Origin of the sequence: Exiguobacterium sp. s181, from assembly GCF_018617125.1 — a bacterium.
Taxonomy (GTDB): Bacteria; Bacillota; Bacilli; order Exiguobacteriales; family Exiguobacteriaceae; genus Exiguobacterium; species Exiguobacterium profundum.
In genome coordinates this window covers 332,254-347,172 of the sequence record NZ_JACSJM010000001.1, presented here as the reverse complement: position 1 = coordinate 347,172, position 14,919 = coordinate 332,254, and the positions used below count along the sequence as shown (strand labels likewise).

Annotated in this window: 13 protein-coding genes; 7 read left to right on the top strand and 6 right to left on the bottom strand. The window is 45.4% G+C overall.

Annotation, left to right across the window (positions count from 1 at the left end):
- The first annotated feature begins 238 nt into the window (after positions 1-238).
- From KNO70_RS01915 to KNO70_RS01895, 5 genes are read left to right on the top strand one after another with little or no spacing between them, the layout of a single operon-like run.
- Positions 239-1,306, top strand: a complete 1,068-nt coding sequence (locus KNO70_RS01915; protein ID WP_214687473.1) for a hypothetical protein — start codon at positions 239-241, stop codon at positions 1,304-1,306.
- On the top strand, positions 1,287-2,144 hold the full coding sequence (locus KNO70_RS01910; RefSeq protein ID WP_078147571.1) for a GGDEF domain-containing protein: 858 nt from the start codon (positions 1,287-1,289) through the stop codon (positions 2,142-2,144). The genes KNO70_RS01915 and KNO70_RS01910 overlap by 20 nt, the downstream gene beginning before the upstream one ends.
- Positions 2,134-3,825: a DUF2334 domain-containing protein gene (locus KNO70_RS01905; RefSeq protein WP_214687475.1), complete on the top strand. Its 1,692-nt coding sequence runs from the start codon at positions 2,134-2,136 to the stop codon at positions 3,823-3,825. Before KNO70_RS01910 ends, KNO70_RS01905 begins: the two co-directional genes overlap by 11 nt.
- A gap of 2 nt (positions 3,826-3,827) precedes the next feature.
- Positions 3,828-5,075 (top strand): glycosyltransferase family 2 protein, encoded by a 1,248-nt coding sequence (locus KNO70_RS01900; protein WP_078147573.1) that lies wholly within the window; start codon positions 3,828-3,830, stop codon positions 5,073-5,075.
- Positions 5,076-5,088: 13 nt separating this feature from the next.
- Positions 5,089-7,137, top strand: a complete 2,049-nt coding sequence (locus tag KNO70_RS01895) for a cellulose biosynthesis cyclic di-GMP-binding regulatory protein BcsB (RefSeq protein WP_214810980.1) — start codon at positions 5,089-5,091, stop codon at positions 7,135-7,137.
- Between the two features lie 82 nt (positions 7,138-7,219).
- Here the strand turns inward: KNO70_RS01895 and KNO70_RS01890 are convergent, their stop codons facing one another.
- The 5 genes from KNO70_RS01890 to KNO70_RS01870 form a co-directional block, all read right to left on the bottom strand.
- Complete coding sequence (locus KNO70_RS01890; RefSeq protein WP_214810978.1) at positions 7,220-8,185, bottom strand: aldose epimerase family protein; 966 nt, start codon at positions 8,183-8,185, stop codon at positions 7,220-7,222.
- Between the two features lie 23 nt (positions 8,186-8,208).
- Positions 8,209-8,976: a tyrosine-protein phosphatase gene (locus tag KNO70_RS01885; RefSeq protein ID WP_214687478.1), complete on the bottom strand. Its 768-nt coding sequence runs from the start codon at positions 8,974-8,976 to the stop codon at positions 8,209-8,211.
- Between the two features lie 6 nt (positions 8,977-8,982).
- On the bottom strand, positions 8,983-10,188 hold the full coding sequence (locus tag KNO70_RS01880) for an alpha-amylase family glycosyl hydrolase (protein WP_214810976.1): 1,206 nt from the start codon (positions 10,186-10,188) through the stop codon (positions 8,983-8,985).
- A gap of 88 nt (positions 10,189-10,276) precedes the next feature.
- Positions 10,277-11,200: an LCP family glycopolymer transferase gene (locus KNO70_RS01875; RefSeq protein ID WP_214810974.1), complete on the bottom strand. Its 924-nt coding sequence runs from the start codon at positions 11,198-11,200 to the stop codon at positions 10,277-10,279.
- A gap of 101 nt (positions 11,201-11,301) precedes the next feature.
- Positions 11,302-12,147, bottom strand: coding sequence for a YihY/virulence factor BrkB family protein (locus KNO70_RS01870; RefSeq protein ID WP_214810972.1), 846 nt, complete (start codon positions 12,145-12,147; stop codon positions 11,302-11,304).
- 126 nt (positions 12,148-12,273) lie between these two features.
- On the opposite strand from KNO70_RS01870, the gene gnd reads away from it, so the two are divergent.
- Positions 12,274-13,158 carry a phosphogluconate dehydrogenase (NAD(+)-dependent, decarboxylating) gene (gnd, locus tag KNO70_RS01865; protein ID WP_214810969.1) on the top strand — a complete coding sequence of 295 codons (885 nt, stop codon included), beginning with the start codon at positions 12,274-12,276 and terminating at the stop codon, positions 13,156-13,158.
- A 39-nt stretch (positions 13,159-13,197) separates the two neighbouring features.
- On the opposite strand, the gene KNO70_RS01860 is transcribed toward gnd, so the two are convergent.
- On the bottom strand, positions 13,198-13,812 hold the full coding sequence (locus KNO70_RS01860; RefSeq protein ID WP_214810966.1) for a flavodoxin family protein: 615 nt from the start codon (positions 13,810-13,812) through the stop codon (positions 13,198-13,200).
- A gap of 118 nt (positions 13,813-13,930) precedes the next feature.
- Here KNO70_RS01860 and KNO70_RS01855 point away from each other — a divergent pair, with 118 nt between their 5' ends.
- A complete protein-coding gene (locus tag KNO70_RS01855; RefSeq protein WP_214810964.1) occupies positions 13,931-14,914 on the top strand; it encodes a metallophosphoesterase family protein in 984 nt (327 codons plus the stop codon).
- Positions 14,915-14,919: the final 5 nt, after the last annotated feature.

Below are 14,919 nucleotides of genomic sequence, written 5' to 3'. Positions count from 1 at the left end.
TATGTCAAAGGGACGAAATTCCAATGAGTACTCATTCTTTGTTTTCTTACTTAAAACTGATGGAAGACCTGCCGATATCTAATATAATCATCGACCATTAATATTTTTATGAAAATAATATTCAAATACCTAAAAAAGACATATATTAAATTATCTCATTCATTTAAGTGTATATATCCATCAATAAAATGGGTAATTTACATTAATAGTATATATGCTAATTTCAAAGGGGCTACTTATGCGACAACTTGTTTTGCTTTCAGCAGCATTATTTTTAACATTAAGTGGATGTTCCAATGAAACTCCACCTCTGAAGTCATATGAAAGTACATTCGCAACCGAATCATTCGTTCGAAAACATTTATTGACCAAAGAAGGGCTCATTCGGACAAATATTTCGGATCGACAACATGAATTTTTATCTGAATCCATCGGTCTTTATCTACTCTTTTTAGTAGACCAAAAGCGAGAAGACGAATTCGCCAATCAAATCGATATTTTTAAACACTATTTTTTAGATGAATCCAATTTAGTCAGTTGGCGCCTTGAACAAACAGGGGATGACATCACAGCAAGTCCGGTCAACGCTTGGATTGATGACGCGCGCATCATTCACGCATTATCGAAAGCAGCAGAAGTGTTTAATGAACCTACTTACACAAAGTTAGCTGAAAAGATCTCGACAGCCCTTACGACTAAAGGCGTGAAAGATGGTCTCCCCGTTGATTATGTGGATTTAACAACGAATGAAACGGGGGATGTGTTGACACTTAGTTATTTGGATGAAGCAGCTTTACGCTATATGCCTTCTTCGAATAATTTGTATCTTAATAGCAAACAACTCCTTGAAGAGGCACCTTTACAAGGACCTTTTTTCGCCAAGTCATACTCGATATCTGACCAAAAATATCACTTCGATGATGAAATCAATATGATTGACCAACTTTATGTTGCCATTCGATATGAACAATTCAATCTGGAAACTGACGTTTTTTATGATTTTTTTAAAGAACAGTTCAATCAAGGTCTTGTTTACGGGCGATACGATCTTGATTCCAAAGAACCTGCTGTCAATTATGAATCGCAGGCCGTATACGCATTAGCTATTTTTTATTTACTTGAACGTGACGAGAAGGAGTTTGCTGAAACAATCATGAAACATTTAAAGACGTTCATGATTTCCGATTCGTCATCCGAATACTACGGTGGATACATTGACGTATCGAATAAAGAAACCCATTCATTTGATAATTTATTACCTTTATTAGCAGAAGGAGGACTTTTAGATGGATACGTCATTCCGTAAAACAAGTCTCATCAGTTTACAAGTCGGTATGTTATTGATTGCTGTCGCTATATTATTTACTTACACTCCTGATCTAGGAAATGTACAGACTGAAGGAATTCTGCTACTCGCATCGGCCGTTTTTATAAGTTTATTTGCAGGTATCCGTGCTGGTTTATTTTCTGCATTGTTCATCCTATTCGTGTTTGGAAGTCTATATTTTTGGAATATGTTTTTTAGACCTGAAGACCAATCTTTCCTTTTTTCAGAGGCAACGCTCTTCTATTTCGGTCTTTGGTTAATTGGTCTTGTTATTTTAAGTGGCAGTATTTATGAACGAGTCAAGCAATTGGTTCAAAACAATCTTGTATTACAAGAAAAAATAAGACGTCTTGTCGCCATCGATGATGAGACAGGACTGGATAATAAAGATCGATTCGAACTTGAACTTCAGTTAGAAATTGATCGAACGAACCGTCACGATGAATCGTTTACCGTCCTCCTATACCAAATTGACCACTTCACTGAATTCAGAAAACTATATGGAGCCGATGAGTCCACTCGTTTCTTAAAGTTCTTTAGCGAACGTTTACATCAATCAACTCGAACAACAGATAAAAAATTCAGACTGTCTACCGAAGAATTCGCACTAATTTTGCCCTATGCTTCTGAAGAAAACATGCAGGTTATATTAAATCGATTTAAACATATGATTGGAGATTATGTGATCAAGAACGGTAAAACGGTCTCTTTCACAAATCATATTGCTCACTACACTGTTACAAAAGAGGCAAGCATTCAATCCCCGGATGATGTTCTCGGTTTAATGAGAAATGAGTTGAAAAGTTATGCGCTATAAAGTGCTCATCCTCCTGTTCGCGTTGATTGGTTTTCCGCATGTTGCACTCGCAAACAGTCCAAACGTCACGATTGTTTATAGTTCAACCTCAAACGATGTACCTCCTGAAATTTATAAACTTGATGCACTGGTCTCTCGTTTTTCTGAAGACATTCACATTCTTCGAGATACAGAAGTGACAGAAACTTCTTTTAAAAAAACGAGTCATCTTTTCTACTTTGGTTTAAATGCTGCAACGATTCCAGCGTCTACTCGTAAACTAATCAATGAGTCGAATGCTGCCCTTTATGGAATTGGGTTTAATGCAAATCAACTCAGAGCATTCGAAAAAATTGACGTCACTCGCATACAAGGTGTTTCAAAGTTTTATCAAGAACGGACTAATACAAGTTTGACATTCGCGTTAGCGGATACGGTTTTCTCTGTAAATCATCAAATGAAGAATGTACATGCACGTATTGCACAAAAAGACAAAGAGTACCCGACAATCATCCAACTCAACGAGCATTTTTATTCTGGTATTTATAACTTATTAAATCGTTCTTCTTTACTCTTCGCCGATAGTTTGTACGACTTTTTTAAAGAAGAAGCAAAACCAGAACACCTCGGGTATATACGTCTAGAAGATGTTAACCCAAGCACGGATCCAAAATTACTCGAAAAAACCGGGAACTACTTACTTGATCGTAACATCCCAGTTCTATTAGCAGTCATTCCGGTATATGTAGATCCAGATAGTGGGCAAGCCATTCACTTCAATGATCGTCCCAAATTACTGAATGTGATAAAGAACCTTGAAAAGCGTGGAGCCTCGGTCATCGCCCATGGATACACTCACCAATATCGTTCCTCTGAAACTGGTGAAGGTTTTGAATTCTGGGATGTTGAGAACAATCAACCCGTTCTCACCCCTTCAGATGAGCAGTCAATTATTTTAAAACCAGAAGAAACTTTCAGTAATACAAAGGACTACAACACCTATTTACGTGATGTTTTAGAAGGAGAGGCATCCTACATTCAATCAAAATTAACGAAATCTGTTCACGAGCTAGTTTCTTTAGGGCTTCATCCGCTAGCCTTTGAAGCACCGCATTATACGATGTCGCATTCAGGATATCAGCTAACGGCAACTTATTTTTCAAACGTATTCGGTCAAATTCAATGGAGCAATACGGAATGGGAAGTTATGGGGACAACCCCTTACGTATCAAAACCTTCTTTATTACATGGGATGACGTTGTACCCTGAAACTATCGGGTATGTCAGAACCGACTTACCACGGCCAGTTGAAGAAATGCGTCGGGCTCGCGATGAATTACTGATCGTTCGAGAATCAATGATTGGAGGATTCTATCACCCATATATCGGCATGGAACATTTGGCAGATCTTGTAGATATGATGGAATCTACACCTGGCTTCCAGTGGTTAGATTTACGTGATCAAGATGAGTGGGTTCGTACAGAGGATGTGTCAATTCAAGCCTCAAATGGAACGATATCACTTCAAGACAATCGTTCTCCTCTATGGAGTCAGTTAGAGTTGAACATGCCAAACTCGTTTCTTGAAAAATCACTATGGGCTCTGGTGATCATCACATTCACTGCCGTTCTGATGTTTTTGACCTATACCCTCTATCTTCGCACGCAACGTAAAAAACGACTATTTAAGGAGCGTGGTTAATCATGGCAAATCTACTCTTTCTGTTCTCACTCGTCATGATTTGGACGATGCTTCTATACCACATGTTTTTGATGCAAGGCGGGTTCTGGCACTTCATGACGTTTCGTGATCCAATCCCAGAATGGACGAAACATATGAAAGACTTACCAAAAGTGTCTGTTCTAATTCCAGCTCACAATGAAGCAGTTGTCATAGCAGCAACACTTCGAGCAATGTCTCGAATTGACTATCCCCATGACAAACTCGAAGTTATTTTAATTAATGACAACTCCTCAGATCAGACCGGAGAAATTGCCAAACAGTTTGAAGAGAAGTTTTCATTTATCCATGTCGTACAAACGACACCTGCATATGCAGGAAAAGGAAAATCGTCTGCTTTGAACTATGGTCTGACCCAATCAACGGGAGATGTACTGGTTGTATATGATGCGGATAACACACCTGAAAAAGACAGTGTCTATTATCTGGTTATGGGTCTTTTGAATGACCCAAAAGCAGGAGCGGTCGTAGGAAAATTTCGTGTCACAAATGCATATGAAACGTTGCTTACGCGTTTGATCAATATCGAAACCATCTGTTTTCAATGGATGGCACAAGCAGGGAGATGGAAGTGGTTTAACATTGCCACAATTCCTGGAACCAACTTTGCCATCCGTCGTTCCATTATTGAAGAGCTTGGCGGTTGGGATGAAGCAGCGCTAGCAGAAGATACCGAACTCACGATTCGGGTCTATGAACTTGGTTGGCATATCCGATTCTTTCCTGCCGCAATCACATGGGAACAAGAACCTCAAACGTTAAAAGTTTGGTGGAAACAACGGACGCGTTGGGCACGCGGAAATCAATACGTTGTTCTCAAATTCATGCGTCAATTATTTTCACTGAAACGAAAGAAAATCGTGTTCGATATCATTTACTTTTTTTTCACTTATTTTTTATTCTTCTTCGGCGTGATTCTGTCGAATAGTTTATTTGTGATTAATTTGTTTGTGGATATCGGTCTAGAAGTTGGAAATATCACACTCATCTTATGGATTCTCGCATTTTTACTATTTGTGACCGAAGTGTTCGTCACACTCAGTATCGAACGCTCCGAATTTAATGTGCAGAACTTTTTTACCGTTATTCTGATGTACTTCACGTACAGCCAATTGTGGATTGTGCTTGTCATCTACTCGCTTTATCTCGAAATAAAACGCGTCTTATTTAATCAAGAAGTCAAATGGTACAAAACAGACCGATTCGACTGAAGAGGAGGATATTATGAAACCTTACTTGCCCTACTTACTAAGTTCATTCCTGATTTTATCTACAACTTCGGTTCAAGCTGCCACTGAACTTCGTTCGTCGTTATCCATTGATTCTGAAAATGGTGAAGGAGAGCGTATATTAACGACGGAAGATGACGTCCTACCTGGAGAAACGTCCGCCCGTACGTATACGTATACGATGGTCGGAGATGAGCAAGCTAATTCGTCTAAGTATCTGTCGCTTGACTGGTTACATTCGGAGTTATTGATTCCGCCTTCAGCACTTACAATCGATATTGATGGTGAGCCCATCAAATCAGTCGCTTTGACAAAAAAATCATCTCAGGGAAACGTGAAAGTGCCGCTCCAAAACAAACATTTAACGAAGGGTACACATGAGGTCACGGTAAGATTCACGGGAATTATCGAAGGGAGAATGTGTGACACAGGAAATACATCCGGAAGCTGGTTAACTGTCCGCCCTTCGAGTTTTGTCGCTGCCGGAAACAAAGCAGAACTCTCATTGAAGGATTACCCGAATCCGTTTACACAAACAACAAGTCAAAAATTGACCGTTGTGCTTCCAAGTTCGCCGAGCGCAGCATCAATAGAGGCAGGACTTCTTCTATACAGACAGTTAAAAGGAGATGCGGCCGATTCAGATAATGTATCGCTTCAATATGAACAACAATTAAAATCATTGGATGGCCGGTATGTTTTCGTAGGACAGACTGATTCTTTCACAGGTCCTGTAAAAAACTTCATTCAAGAATTGAACGAACTCCCAACAGGCGATGAAATTTTGCTAGAGCAAGTCCGTCTCGTGAATAACGGAACATCTACCGAAGCCATGTTCGTTCTCGCTGAGAACGCAGATGCGTTTGAAGGGACACTAGACCATTTGCTACTCGTCCCACAGCGACAACAATTGAATGGCGAACGATTGACTCTAACGAGTGCACCCGTAATGCAAAAAAATGACAACATTGTTGATTTACGTGCTCTCGGTGCATCAGACTTGATGTTGAGCGGTAGCCAAGCGGTTAGTCCGAACTACTTTTATCCGTTGCCTGTCATCGATAAACAATCTCAAGTAAAACTAGATTTACGTTTTAAAGCGTCTGAGAATCTAGTGCCTGAACAAGAAGGGGGACTTCCTCCTGAATTGATTGCTTTGATAAACGGGGTACCCCACTCTATTCCTTTGACAGACACGGAAGAAGATCATAGTGAATGGCAGCAACATACTATTCAAGTCGATGCTTCCACGCTCCAAAAATCTTCATTTTTAGATGTATCTTTTGAAGCAAATGGACTCCGCTCAGAAGCTCCGTGCAATGCGAGTGATTTAGATCGCTGGATTTTTATTTCTAGTGAGAGCCAAGTAACGTTACCAACGAACAATGGGCAAGCGAATAATGAAGTATTCTCAAACATGGCTAGTCTTTTTGCAACGGATTCAGGTGTCTTATTCGTGATTCCTGACGATATGAGCGAACAATCACTTCAAAATATGGCCAGTGTGATGAATGGATTACCCGTCACTCCCTTAACAGGACAAGTCGAGTTTGCTCGTTCTAGCCAAGTTACTGAAGAAATGGTAACAAACCGTTCTGTATTCTTTATTGGAAATCCAGAGCAAAGTCCTCTCTTCAACGAACAAAAGAAAGATTGGATTGTTACAACAGACAATCAAATTGATTTGTCTCAGTACGGGTTCGTCCCAGAAACTTCTTCGGAATATGCCTGGATACAACCCTCTCCTTGGAACGATGAAAAAGCAATGATTGTTGTGTCAACTCAACATTCGATTGATTCAACACTTATTGAAACGTTAGCTTTTCCAAATGAAACATTTAGCGTGGCAGTGAAGAATCAAAATGGCGCTATTTTTACAAATAGTTCAAGTATCGCGAATGAACTTTCGAATAACCAAGCAACATCTAATGACGAGTCTTCTACTTCAATAGACTCTACATGGTATTTTGTTGGTTTCATTGTGTTAATCGTCTTCATTATTGCCATTCTCTTCTATATGAGACGCAATAAAAAAACACCTTAATCCTTTATTACGTACCGCTTAATAGATATGCAAAGTATAAGAAAGGTCATCTCCTTCGTTTAGAACAAGGAGATGACCTTTCTTATTGCTCCACCCCAAATCGATACACTGTCCGAGAATGATACAGTTCACCCGGCTTCAGCTCGATTGAGGTCGCGATGTCCGGATGATTCGGGGCGTCCGGGAACGCCTGTGCCTCGAGACAAATCGCGCTATGTTTTTGTCGACCATTGAGCGTCACGGGTGTCTCTTCACTCAAGAAATTCCCTGTATAAACGACCATGACGGGTTGATTCGTTTCGACCGTCATCGTCCGTCCGCTCACCGGGTCATGCAATCGAATCGGTTCATCCTTCAAGATAAACGGATGATCGAGACCGCTCGCCCGTTCAATCGCCTCGTCTCCCGACATGAGCGCCTCTCGGACCGGTTTTCCGTCTCGGAAGTCGAACGGCGTCCCGCCCACATCCCGCAACGCTCCTGTCGGCAGCGACTCCGCATCGAGTACCCCGACTGAATCGGCTGGTAGCGTCAGCTCATGGTCGTGGATGGTCGGGCGTCCGCCGAGATTGAAGTAGTTATGATGGTTTAAGTTGATCCACGTCCGTTGATCCGTCTCCGCTGTCATCGTGACAATCAGTTCATTGTCATCCGTCAGTTCATACAACACTTTGAAGAAGACGTTCCCCGGGTATCCTTCTTCCCCGTCCGGACTGAGATACGTGAACTGAATGCACTGTTCGTCGGCGTCCATCTCCCAGTGACGGGCTGTGATACCTTTGTCGCCTCCATGGATATGATGGGGCGCCTCGCTTGGGGTCAAGGCGACGCCATCAATCTCCGCGTTGCGAATTCGTCCGGCGATCCGTCCGACGACTGATCCGAGATAGACCGGGTTTTCTAAGTATTGAGAGACGTCCCCATATTTTAATATGACCGAGTCGAGCTTGCCGTTCCGGTCCGGGGCCGTCAGTTCCGTCATCGCACAACCATAGTCAATGGCGGATAGGATCATGCCGTTGGCGTTTTGAATCGTCGCTTGTTTCATGCCATCACCTTTCTACCCCGTCTTTACCACTTCCAGCGCCCTCGCCAGTTTTTTTCTGGCAAATGAGGCGGATTCACTGCAATCGGTTCATCGGCTAATATCGCCTCCGTAAAGTGGAGCTGCTGTTGCCACATCTCTTCTCCTAGTTCGTTGATGACTTCCTGTCTTGCTGCTAACCAATTGAAATCACGATGTTCCACGTTATGGGCATCGGAGGCGACGATGTGACTCAACCCGTTACTGATGAACGTGAGCGCGAGTTCCCGGACCTGTCTTCCAAACTGCCCTGTCAAACTGCTTGTCGTCACTTGCGACAGCGCACCCGCTGATACGAGATGGTACAATTTTTCGGGATGGAGTGCAAACTCTCGATTCCGCTCTGGATGCGCAATGACCGGAACGTATCCAGCCGCCTGCAGTTGAAAGAATAAGGATTCCGTATAAGCAGGCAGACTTTGACTCGGCAGTTCCACCAGGACATAGCGGGACCCGGCGAGCGAATGTGCCTCCCCAGACTCGAGCGCATCAATCAACTCCCCAAAGATTCGAATCTCTTGCCCGACATACAAGGTCAAGGGAATCTGTTCCTCATCGAGTTGTTGTTGTAGATGCGCGACTTCTTTCGTGATGTCATGATGCTCCGTCTCGAAGTACGGATGATACGCGTGTGGGGTCACGACAATCGACGTCACCCCTTCTTCGACTGCACGCCTTGCGAGTTGCAGGGACGCTTCCATCGTGCGTGGTCCGTCGTCTACCTCAGGCAACAAATGACAATGTATATCAATCATGAGGATTCACTCTCCAGTGTGTGTTTGTTTTAGCCAAACGTATTCATATGGGCGAAGCGTCACATGGCTCATCCATTCTTCTGTAAAGAGACTCGTTCCTTCGCAATCCGTCTGCACCGTCTCCTCACTCATGTTCGTCAATAACAGGAGGGTCTCTTCTTGGTGCTTCCGCTTGACGGCGAATAAGCGGCGGTCGAGACGTACGATCTCTTGGTCGGTATACGGTGACAAGGCAGGTTGGAGTCGTTTCACATTCAATTGGCTCAATATCCCTTCATAAACACGAAGTCGATCTGGATCGCGCTTCAATGCTCGGACGAGATCTTCCTGTTCAACCGGTTGCGACACCCCAAATAAAGTTCGGTAATCAATCAACGGAATCCCTTGAAGCGACAACAATACACTGTGGGCTGCGAGAATCACATCTGGGTTAGTGTCCATCAGATTTTTCTCAAACGGATCACGTTCCGCCGAAGAGAGGAAATTGAAATAGGTTTGATCGGCTCTCAGCGGATGCACCTGACTCGCCCAATCACTCAAACGTGTCACATCCGCCTGCGCAAACGCTAAAATCACATGGCTGGATAAGTCGAAATGGCAGACGACGTCCGCCTCCGCCTCATAGATGAGGGCAGAATCCACACGCTCATTGGCGATAATCAGCTGCGCATTCGGCTTATACGTATGCATGACCGTCCGCCATAGCTTGAGGATGTGTTTGACTCGTTCCGGCTCCATTCCACGAAACGACTCGACATGGACGCGGATTTTCGTCGCTCCGTACGCTAGACGTTCGATCAGTTCATCCGTTACGGTGACAAGGTCGAATTGCGCCTCATTCCATGCTTCAGGCGTCATCTCGTAAATCAAATCGAACGCGTCTTTGAAACGTCCCAAGTCTTCGAACAGTTGCACCCGCGAGTCGATCGCCGTGTCCTGTTGTTTCGTTTGATACGGAAACAGGGAGACGAGATAGAGATCACTCACCGTCGTTTGGACATGATCGGCTAACCATTGATGGAGAGCCTCGAGATTCGCTCGTCCGTCCGTCAGGATAAAACCGGCATCCACCAACAAGACGTTTGTTTTTTCAGAAGGGCGTTCATGGTCGTGCCAATGATGATCCGACCACTTCTCAAACAACCGCCCCCACTTTTCTTGCGAGGTCTCCCCGAGTTCGTGGAGCACCTCTTCAATCGTTTCCCATTTCATGGCTCATCCCTCCTTGGCATCTCTTTATTTCTCCCACTTTCCGTTCCCTTTGAAACACAAAAAAACTGTCCGACTCGGGTCAGACAGCTTACTCCATCAATCGTTTCAACTCTTCCCGAACGCCATTCAAGGAAGATGATTCCGGATTCCAATAGTAGATGCCGTCCCCCTCTAATCCGCCCGCACCCTCGAGCCGCAACACACTCGCATTGCGGAACGCGTTCATATAGTCTGTCGACAATGAGACGAATTCATTTAGTTCGATATTCGTCTTCGCCTGATCGCCGACCACCTCGAGTAACGCGGTGACCTTGTCGAGCGAGAAGTCCGTCCGTCCTTTTTCGATGATGGCGGCGACGACATCCCGCTGACGTTCTTGACGACCGAAGTCACCGTTTGGATCGTTATAGCGCATCCGCGTATAATCGAGTGCCGCTTCTCCGTCTAGCGTCACTTCACCGACGGGAAACGTGTAATCTTCTGTCGAGAACGCGAATTTATTCATGACCGTGATGCCTCCGAGTGCATCCACCACGTCGCTGAATGCCTCCATATCCGTCTCGATGACATAATCGATTGGGATGTCGAGGAAATTCTCGACCGTATTCATAGCCATTTCGGCTCCACCGAACGCATAGGCATGATTGATCTTATCGCGCGTCCCTTTCCCAACGATTTCGGTCAATGTATCCCGAGGAATCGAGAGCATCGCGCCTTCATCCAGTTCCGGATTGAGTGTCAGCACGATGATCGAGTCACTTCGTCCCTGTTCGGTCCCGCGTCGGTCGATTCCAAGCAAGAGAATGGAAACCGACTCTTTGCGTTCAATGGTCTCGACCTGTTTACGCTCTTTGCTGATGTTCAAGTTGTCATTCACTTGTGCGACGGTGTCATCGACTTCTTTTACCATTGACCAGACGAACGCGCCACCTGTGATGAGCACCAAGGCCATGACGCCTGCTACAACCCCTAGTACGATTTTCCACTTTGATGGTTTACGATGTTTCGCCATGTGGCCACACCTTCTTCCGTGAAATAGTACTAGTTTATTCCCATGCCACGGGTTGTTTTAAAGCATGTTCACAAAGAATAATCACGATATCCCTTTTTTTGTTATGGGAAATGGGTCCGGATCGGTTGACGGGTCATATGGTAGGGCCAGGCTGCATTGATTTCTGCCCCGATCAGCATCGTCGCCGCCGTCAGATAGAGCCAAATCTGTAGCAGGATGACCGCACCGATCGTGCCATACGTATCCCCGAGAATCGAGAAACGTTCGACATAGACGCTGTATCCGGTCGACAGCAATTGCCACGAGATGACCGCAAACACGGCTCCGGGAAGTGTTTCGATGAAGCGCACTCGCTGCTGTGGCGCGATTTTATAAAAGAGCGAGAACGCGATGATCAAAATGATGGTCGAGACCGTATAACGCGTCACCGTCGACAAGCGGTCGAATTCCTCAACTTGTGGATAGAGGGCATAAATCAGTTCGACAAACTCTTGACCGAATAGATGAAACACGATCAAGATGACCGCTCCGATACTCCCTGCTAAAATCACGAGCAACCCGATCAACCGTCGGAAGATATAGCCACGCGCTTCCGTCTCCCCATATGCGAACACCGTCAGCTTGACGAGTCGTGCCGTCCCGTTCGAAGCGGACCAAAACGCGATGATGGCACTGACCGATAACAATCCACCGTTCAAGTTTCCGCTCACATCATAGACGATAGATAACAGCTCACGCACACTTGAACCGGGAATGAGCGTTTCAATCTGCTCGATGAGAAGCGCGTCATCGATTTGAAACCATGCCATCACGGCGAAGAGGACGACAAACGTCGGAAAGATGGCTAAAAACCAAAAAAACGCCAGTGTGGCACTATAATCATTAATGTGATGGTCTTTGAATCGATGCCTGACGTCCACGGCCAGTCGAAACATACTTTCAAACATCGCCACCCTCCTCTCATCACTTCTACTTTTATATCATTCTACATCTCGGGCAACCTGTCCTTTTGAGCAATCGTTATTTCGGGTATGCCCTATAGAGGACTAAATCTTACAAATGGGGTGGAACGAATGGAAATCGGTATGATCGGACTTGGTAAAATGGGCCTCAATTTGGCTCTGAATTTGACAGACAATGGGCATCGTGTCGTCGGGTATGAACCGGGAAACGTATCGACGAGTCAATTTGAGACGAAAGACTCTTTGCAGGAGGTCGTTTCCACGCTTCAGGCCCCTCGCGTCGTCTGGGTGATGGTGCCAGCGGGTGACGTGACCGAGCACGTCTTGAACGACTTGCACCATCTTCTCTCCCCAGGTGACATCGTCATCGATGGAGGAAACTCGAACTATAAGGAGTCGATGCGACGTTCCGAGCACTTTAAAGAAAAACTGATCTATTTCTTCGACGTCGGGACGAGTGGTGGGATGGAAGGTGCCCGTCACGGAGCGTGTACGATGATTGGAGGCGACTTGGAAGCGTTCGGAAAAATCGAACAGCTCTTCCAAGACGTCTCGACCGACCACGGTTATCTGTATGCGGGACCAAGTGGAAGTGGTCACTTTTTGAAGATGGTGCATAATGGGATTGAGTATGGGATGATGCAGGCGATCGCAGAAGGGTTCGAAGTGCTTGAGAAGAGTCCGTTCGACTATGACTATGAAGATGTCGCACATGTGTGGAACCACGGCTCGGTCATTCGCTCGTGGCTCATGGAACTGACGGAGAGTGCCTTCTCGAAAGATGCGAAGCTCGATGACATCCGTGGGGTCATGCATGCGTCCGGTGAAGGCAAGTGGACGGTCGAGACGGCACTCGAGTACGACGTCCCGACGCCCGTCATCGCGCTCTCCCTTATGATGCGTCAACGTTCGCTTCAAGACGATACGTTCTCAGGCAAAGTCGTTGCGGCCTTACGGAACGAGTTTGGTGGGCATGCGGTGGAGAAGAAAGAGTAAATCATCAAGGTCTCGACCAACATCGGTCGAGACCTTGATTCATTCCATCGTATTCCCTTCTGCCGGAATCGGATGATTTTTGAGCATTCTCGCAAAATGGACGAGGTTATATGCCATCCTCTTGCCGTGAGACTTGGTGAATTCATTTTCCCGTCCGGCGTCAAGGTACGAGTCACCCGGTCCCGCTTCTCCGACCCAGTACGTGTCGACGTTTGGTGGCACAGTAAAACCGATATGGGACAATCCATAAAGAATCGAGGCACAGGCATGTTTCGCCCCGTCCTCATTCCCCGTGACGACGACTCCGCCGACCTTGTTGTAGTAGATGGCCTGTCCTGATTTATTCGTCAGTCCGCTACCCCCATAAAGACGTTCAATCACTTGAGTGGCGACACTGCTCTTCTCCCCGAGCCAAAGTGGCGTCCCGATGACGACGATGTTTGCGGCCTTCACTTTTTCAAAAATCTGTGGCCATTCGTCCCCATCCCCTTCATCTTCCGTCACACCGAACGCGACGTTGTAATCAACAATTCGTACAATCTCGGTTTCGACATCGAGCGCATCGAAGTGCGGGATGATGTCACGAATCAACCCTTCCGTATGCGATGTCGTATCGCCACCTTTTAGCGTACAGTTCAAAAACAAGGCTTTCATCCGATCCCTCCTAAGTGAATGATGTTCTATTAGGTGTTCCCGTTCTCTCCGCTTCTTATTACCTTTCGAAGGATTTTGTTCATGCGAAGCAGAATGCTAGGTTGAGGAGTTGAAACGCATGCCAAAATTTTTACATATTGCCGATTTGCATCACGCTCGCCATACAGGGAACGCGATTCATGCTGAAAGGACAAGCTTTGACATTCAACGAGACAAACTCCAGCAACTCGCATCAGTCATTCGTGAACACGAGATTGCTGCAGTATTGATCGCCGGAGACATCGAGGTCAGTGATTCATATGACCTTATGCCTTATTTAGAAAAATGGACATCTCTTGGTACGTCCATCTATATCGTCTTTGGCGAACATGACGTCAATCGTCATCGTGATAAGGAAGTGTGGGAGACGGTTCCCCACGTCTATTGTTTTGCGGAACCAGGGTATAGATTCGACCCAGCCTTAGGCGCCGGTATATACGGGGTGAGTTGCACATCGAACCAGGTCGGATTGATTGAAGTCCTCAATCACATTCCTCCGCTCGAACCATCACACCCTAACCTGCTACTCAGTCACGGACGTGCAAGTGCTTTTTCGAATACCCGACTTCACCCTCATGCTTTTGCCTATGTCGCGCTCGGCGATTATCATCGGTATAAAGTGATGGAGCGATCGAATACGACAATCGTGTATCCGGGACACCTCTTTTCTGTATGGGATGGTTGCGGCAAAGCCTGGGAAACCGGATATGTCATCGGTTCGATTGATGGTGATACCGTTACACACACGTTTCACGTGTTCCAAGGAGCTCAAACTAGACGCGTTTGCGTGAATCCATTCATTCGTAACAATGACAAGATTCAACTCATCCTCGACAATGTCCCGTCGGTACATGAGAAGTGGGTGAAAGATGACCCGATTTCGATTCAAGAGGTCATTCGTCAGGTTCTTCGCACATCTCCGGATGATTATTTTGTCACCCCTAGTCACGCCAAGTTGCGTCCTCGACGAATGTGTATGCGTGGCCAACGATTGTTAGATGATCCTATACTATTGGAATCGTTCATTCAAAGAAGTTATAAAGCTACTGCTAACACACAATGAATGTG

What these genes read in the sequence shown, in the direction of transcription:
- KNO70_RS01915 (WP_214687473.1), top strand. Translation starts at nt 239, where the DNA reads ATGCGACAACTTGTTTTGCTTTCAGCAGCATTATTTTTAACATTAAGT.
- KNO70_RS01875 (WP_214810974.1), bottom strand. Translation starts at nt 11,200, where the DNA reads ATGGCGAAACATCGTAAACCATCAAAGTGGAAAATCGTACTAGGGGTT.
- KNO70_RS01870 (WP_214810972.1), bottom strand. Translation starts at nt 12,147, where the DNA reads ATGTTTGAAAGTATGTTTCGACTGGCCGTGGACGTCAGGCATCGATTC.
- KNO70_RS01895 (WP_214810980.1), top strand. Translation starts at nt 5,089, where the DNA reads ATGAAACCTTACTTGCCCTACTTACTAAGTTCATTCCTGATTTTATCT.
- KNO70_RS01880 (WP_214810976.1), bottom strand. Translation starts at nt 10,188, where the DNA reads ATGAAATGGGAAACGATTGAAGAGGTGCTCCACGAACTCGGGGAGACC.
- gnd (WP_214810969.1), top strand. Translation starts at nt 12,274, where the DNA reads ATGGAAATCGGTATGATCGGACTTGGTAAAATGGGCCTCAATTTGGCT.
- KNO70_RS01905 (WP_214687475.1), top strand. Translation starts at nt 2,134, where the DNA reads ATGCGCTATAAAGTGCTCATCCTCCTGTTCGCGTTGATTGGTTTTCCG.
- KNO70_RS01885 (WP_214687478.1), bottom strand. Translation starts at nt 8,976, where the DNA reads ATGATTGATATACATTGTCATTTGTTGCCTGAGGTAGACGACGGACCA.
- KNO70_RS01855 (WP_214810964.1), top strand. Translation starts at nt 13,931, where the DNA reads ATGCCAAAATTTTTACATATTGCCGATTTGCATCACGCTCGCCATACA.
- KNO70_RS01860 (WP_214810966.1), bottom strand. Translation starts at nt 13,812, where the DNA reads ATGAAAGCCTTGTTTTTGAACTGTACGCTAAAAGGTGGCGATACGACA.
- KNO70_RS01890 (WP_214810978.1), bottom strand. Translation starts at nt 8,185, where the DNA reads ATGAAACAAGCGACGATTCAAAACGCCAACGGCATGATCCTATCCGCC.
- KNO70_RS01900 (WP_078147573.1), top strand. Translation starts at nt 3,828, where the DNA reads ATGGCAAATCTACTCTTTCTGTTCTCACTCGTCATGATTTGGACGATG.
- KNO70_RS01910 (WP_078147571.1), top strand. Translation starts at nt 1,287, where the DNA reads ATGGATACGTCATTCCGTAAAACAAGTCTCATCAGTTTACAAGTCGGT.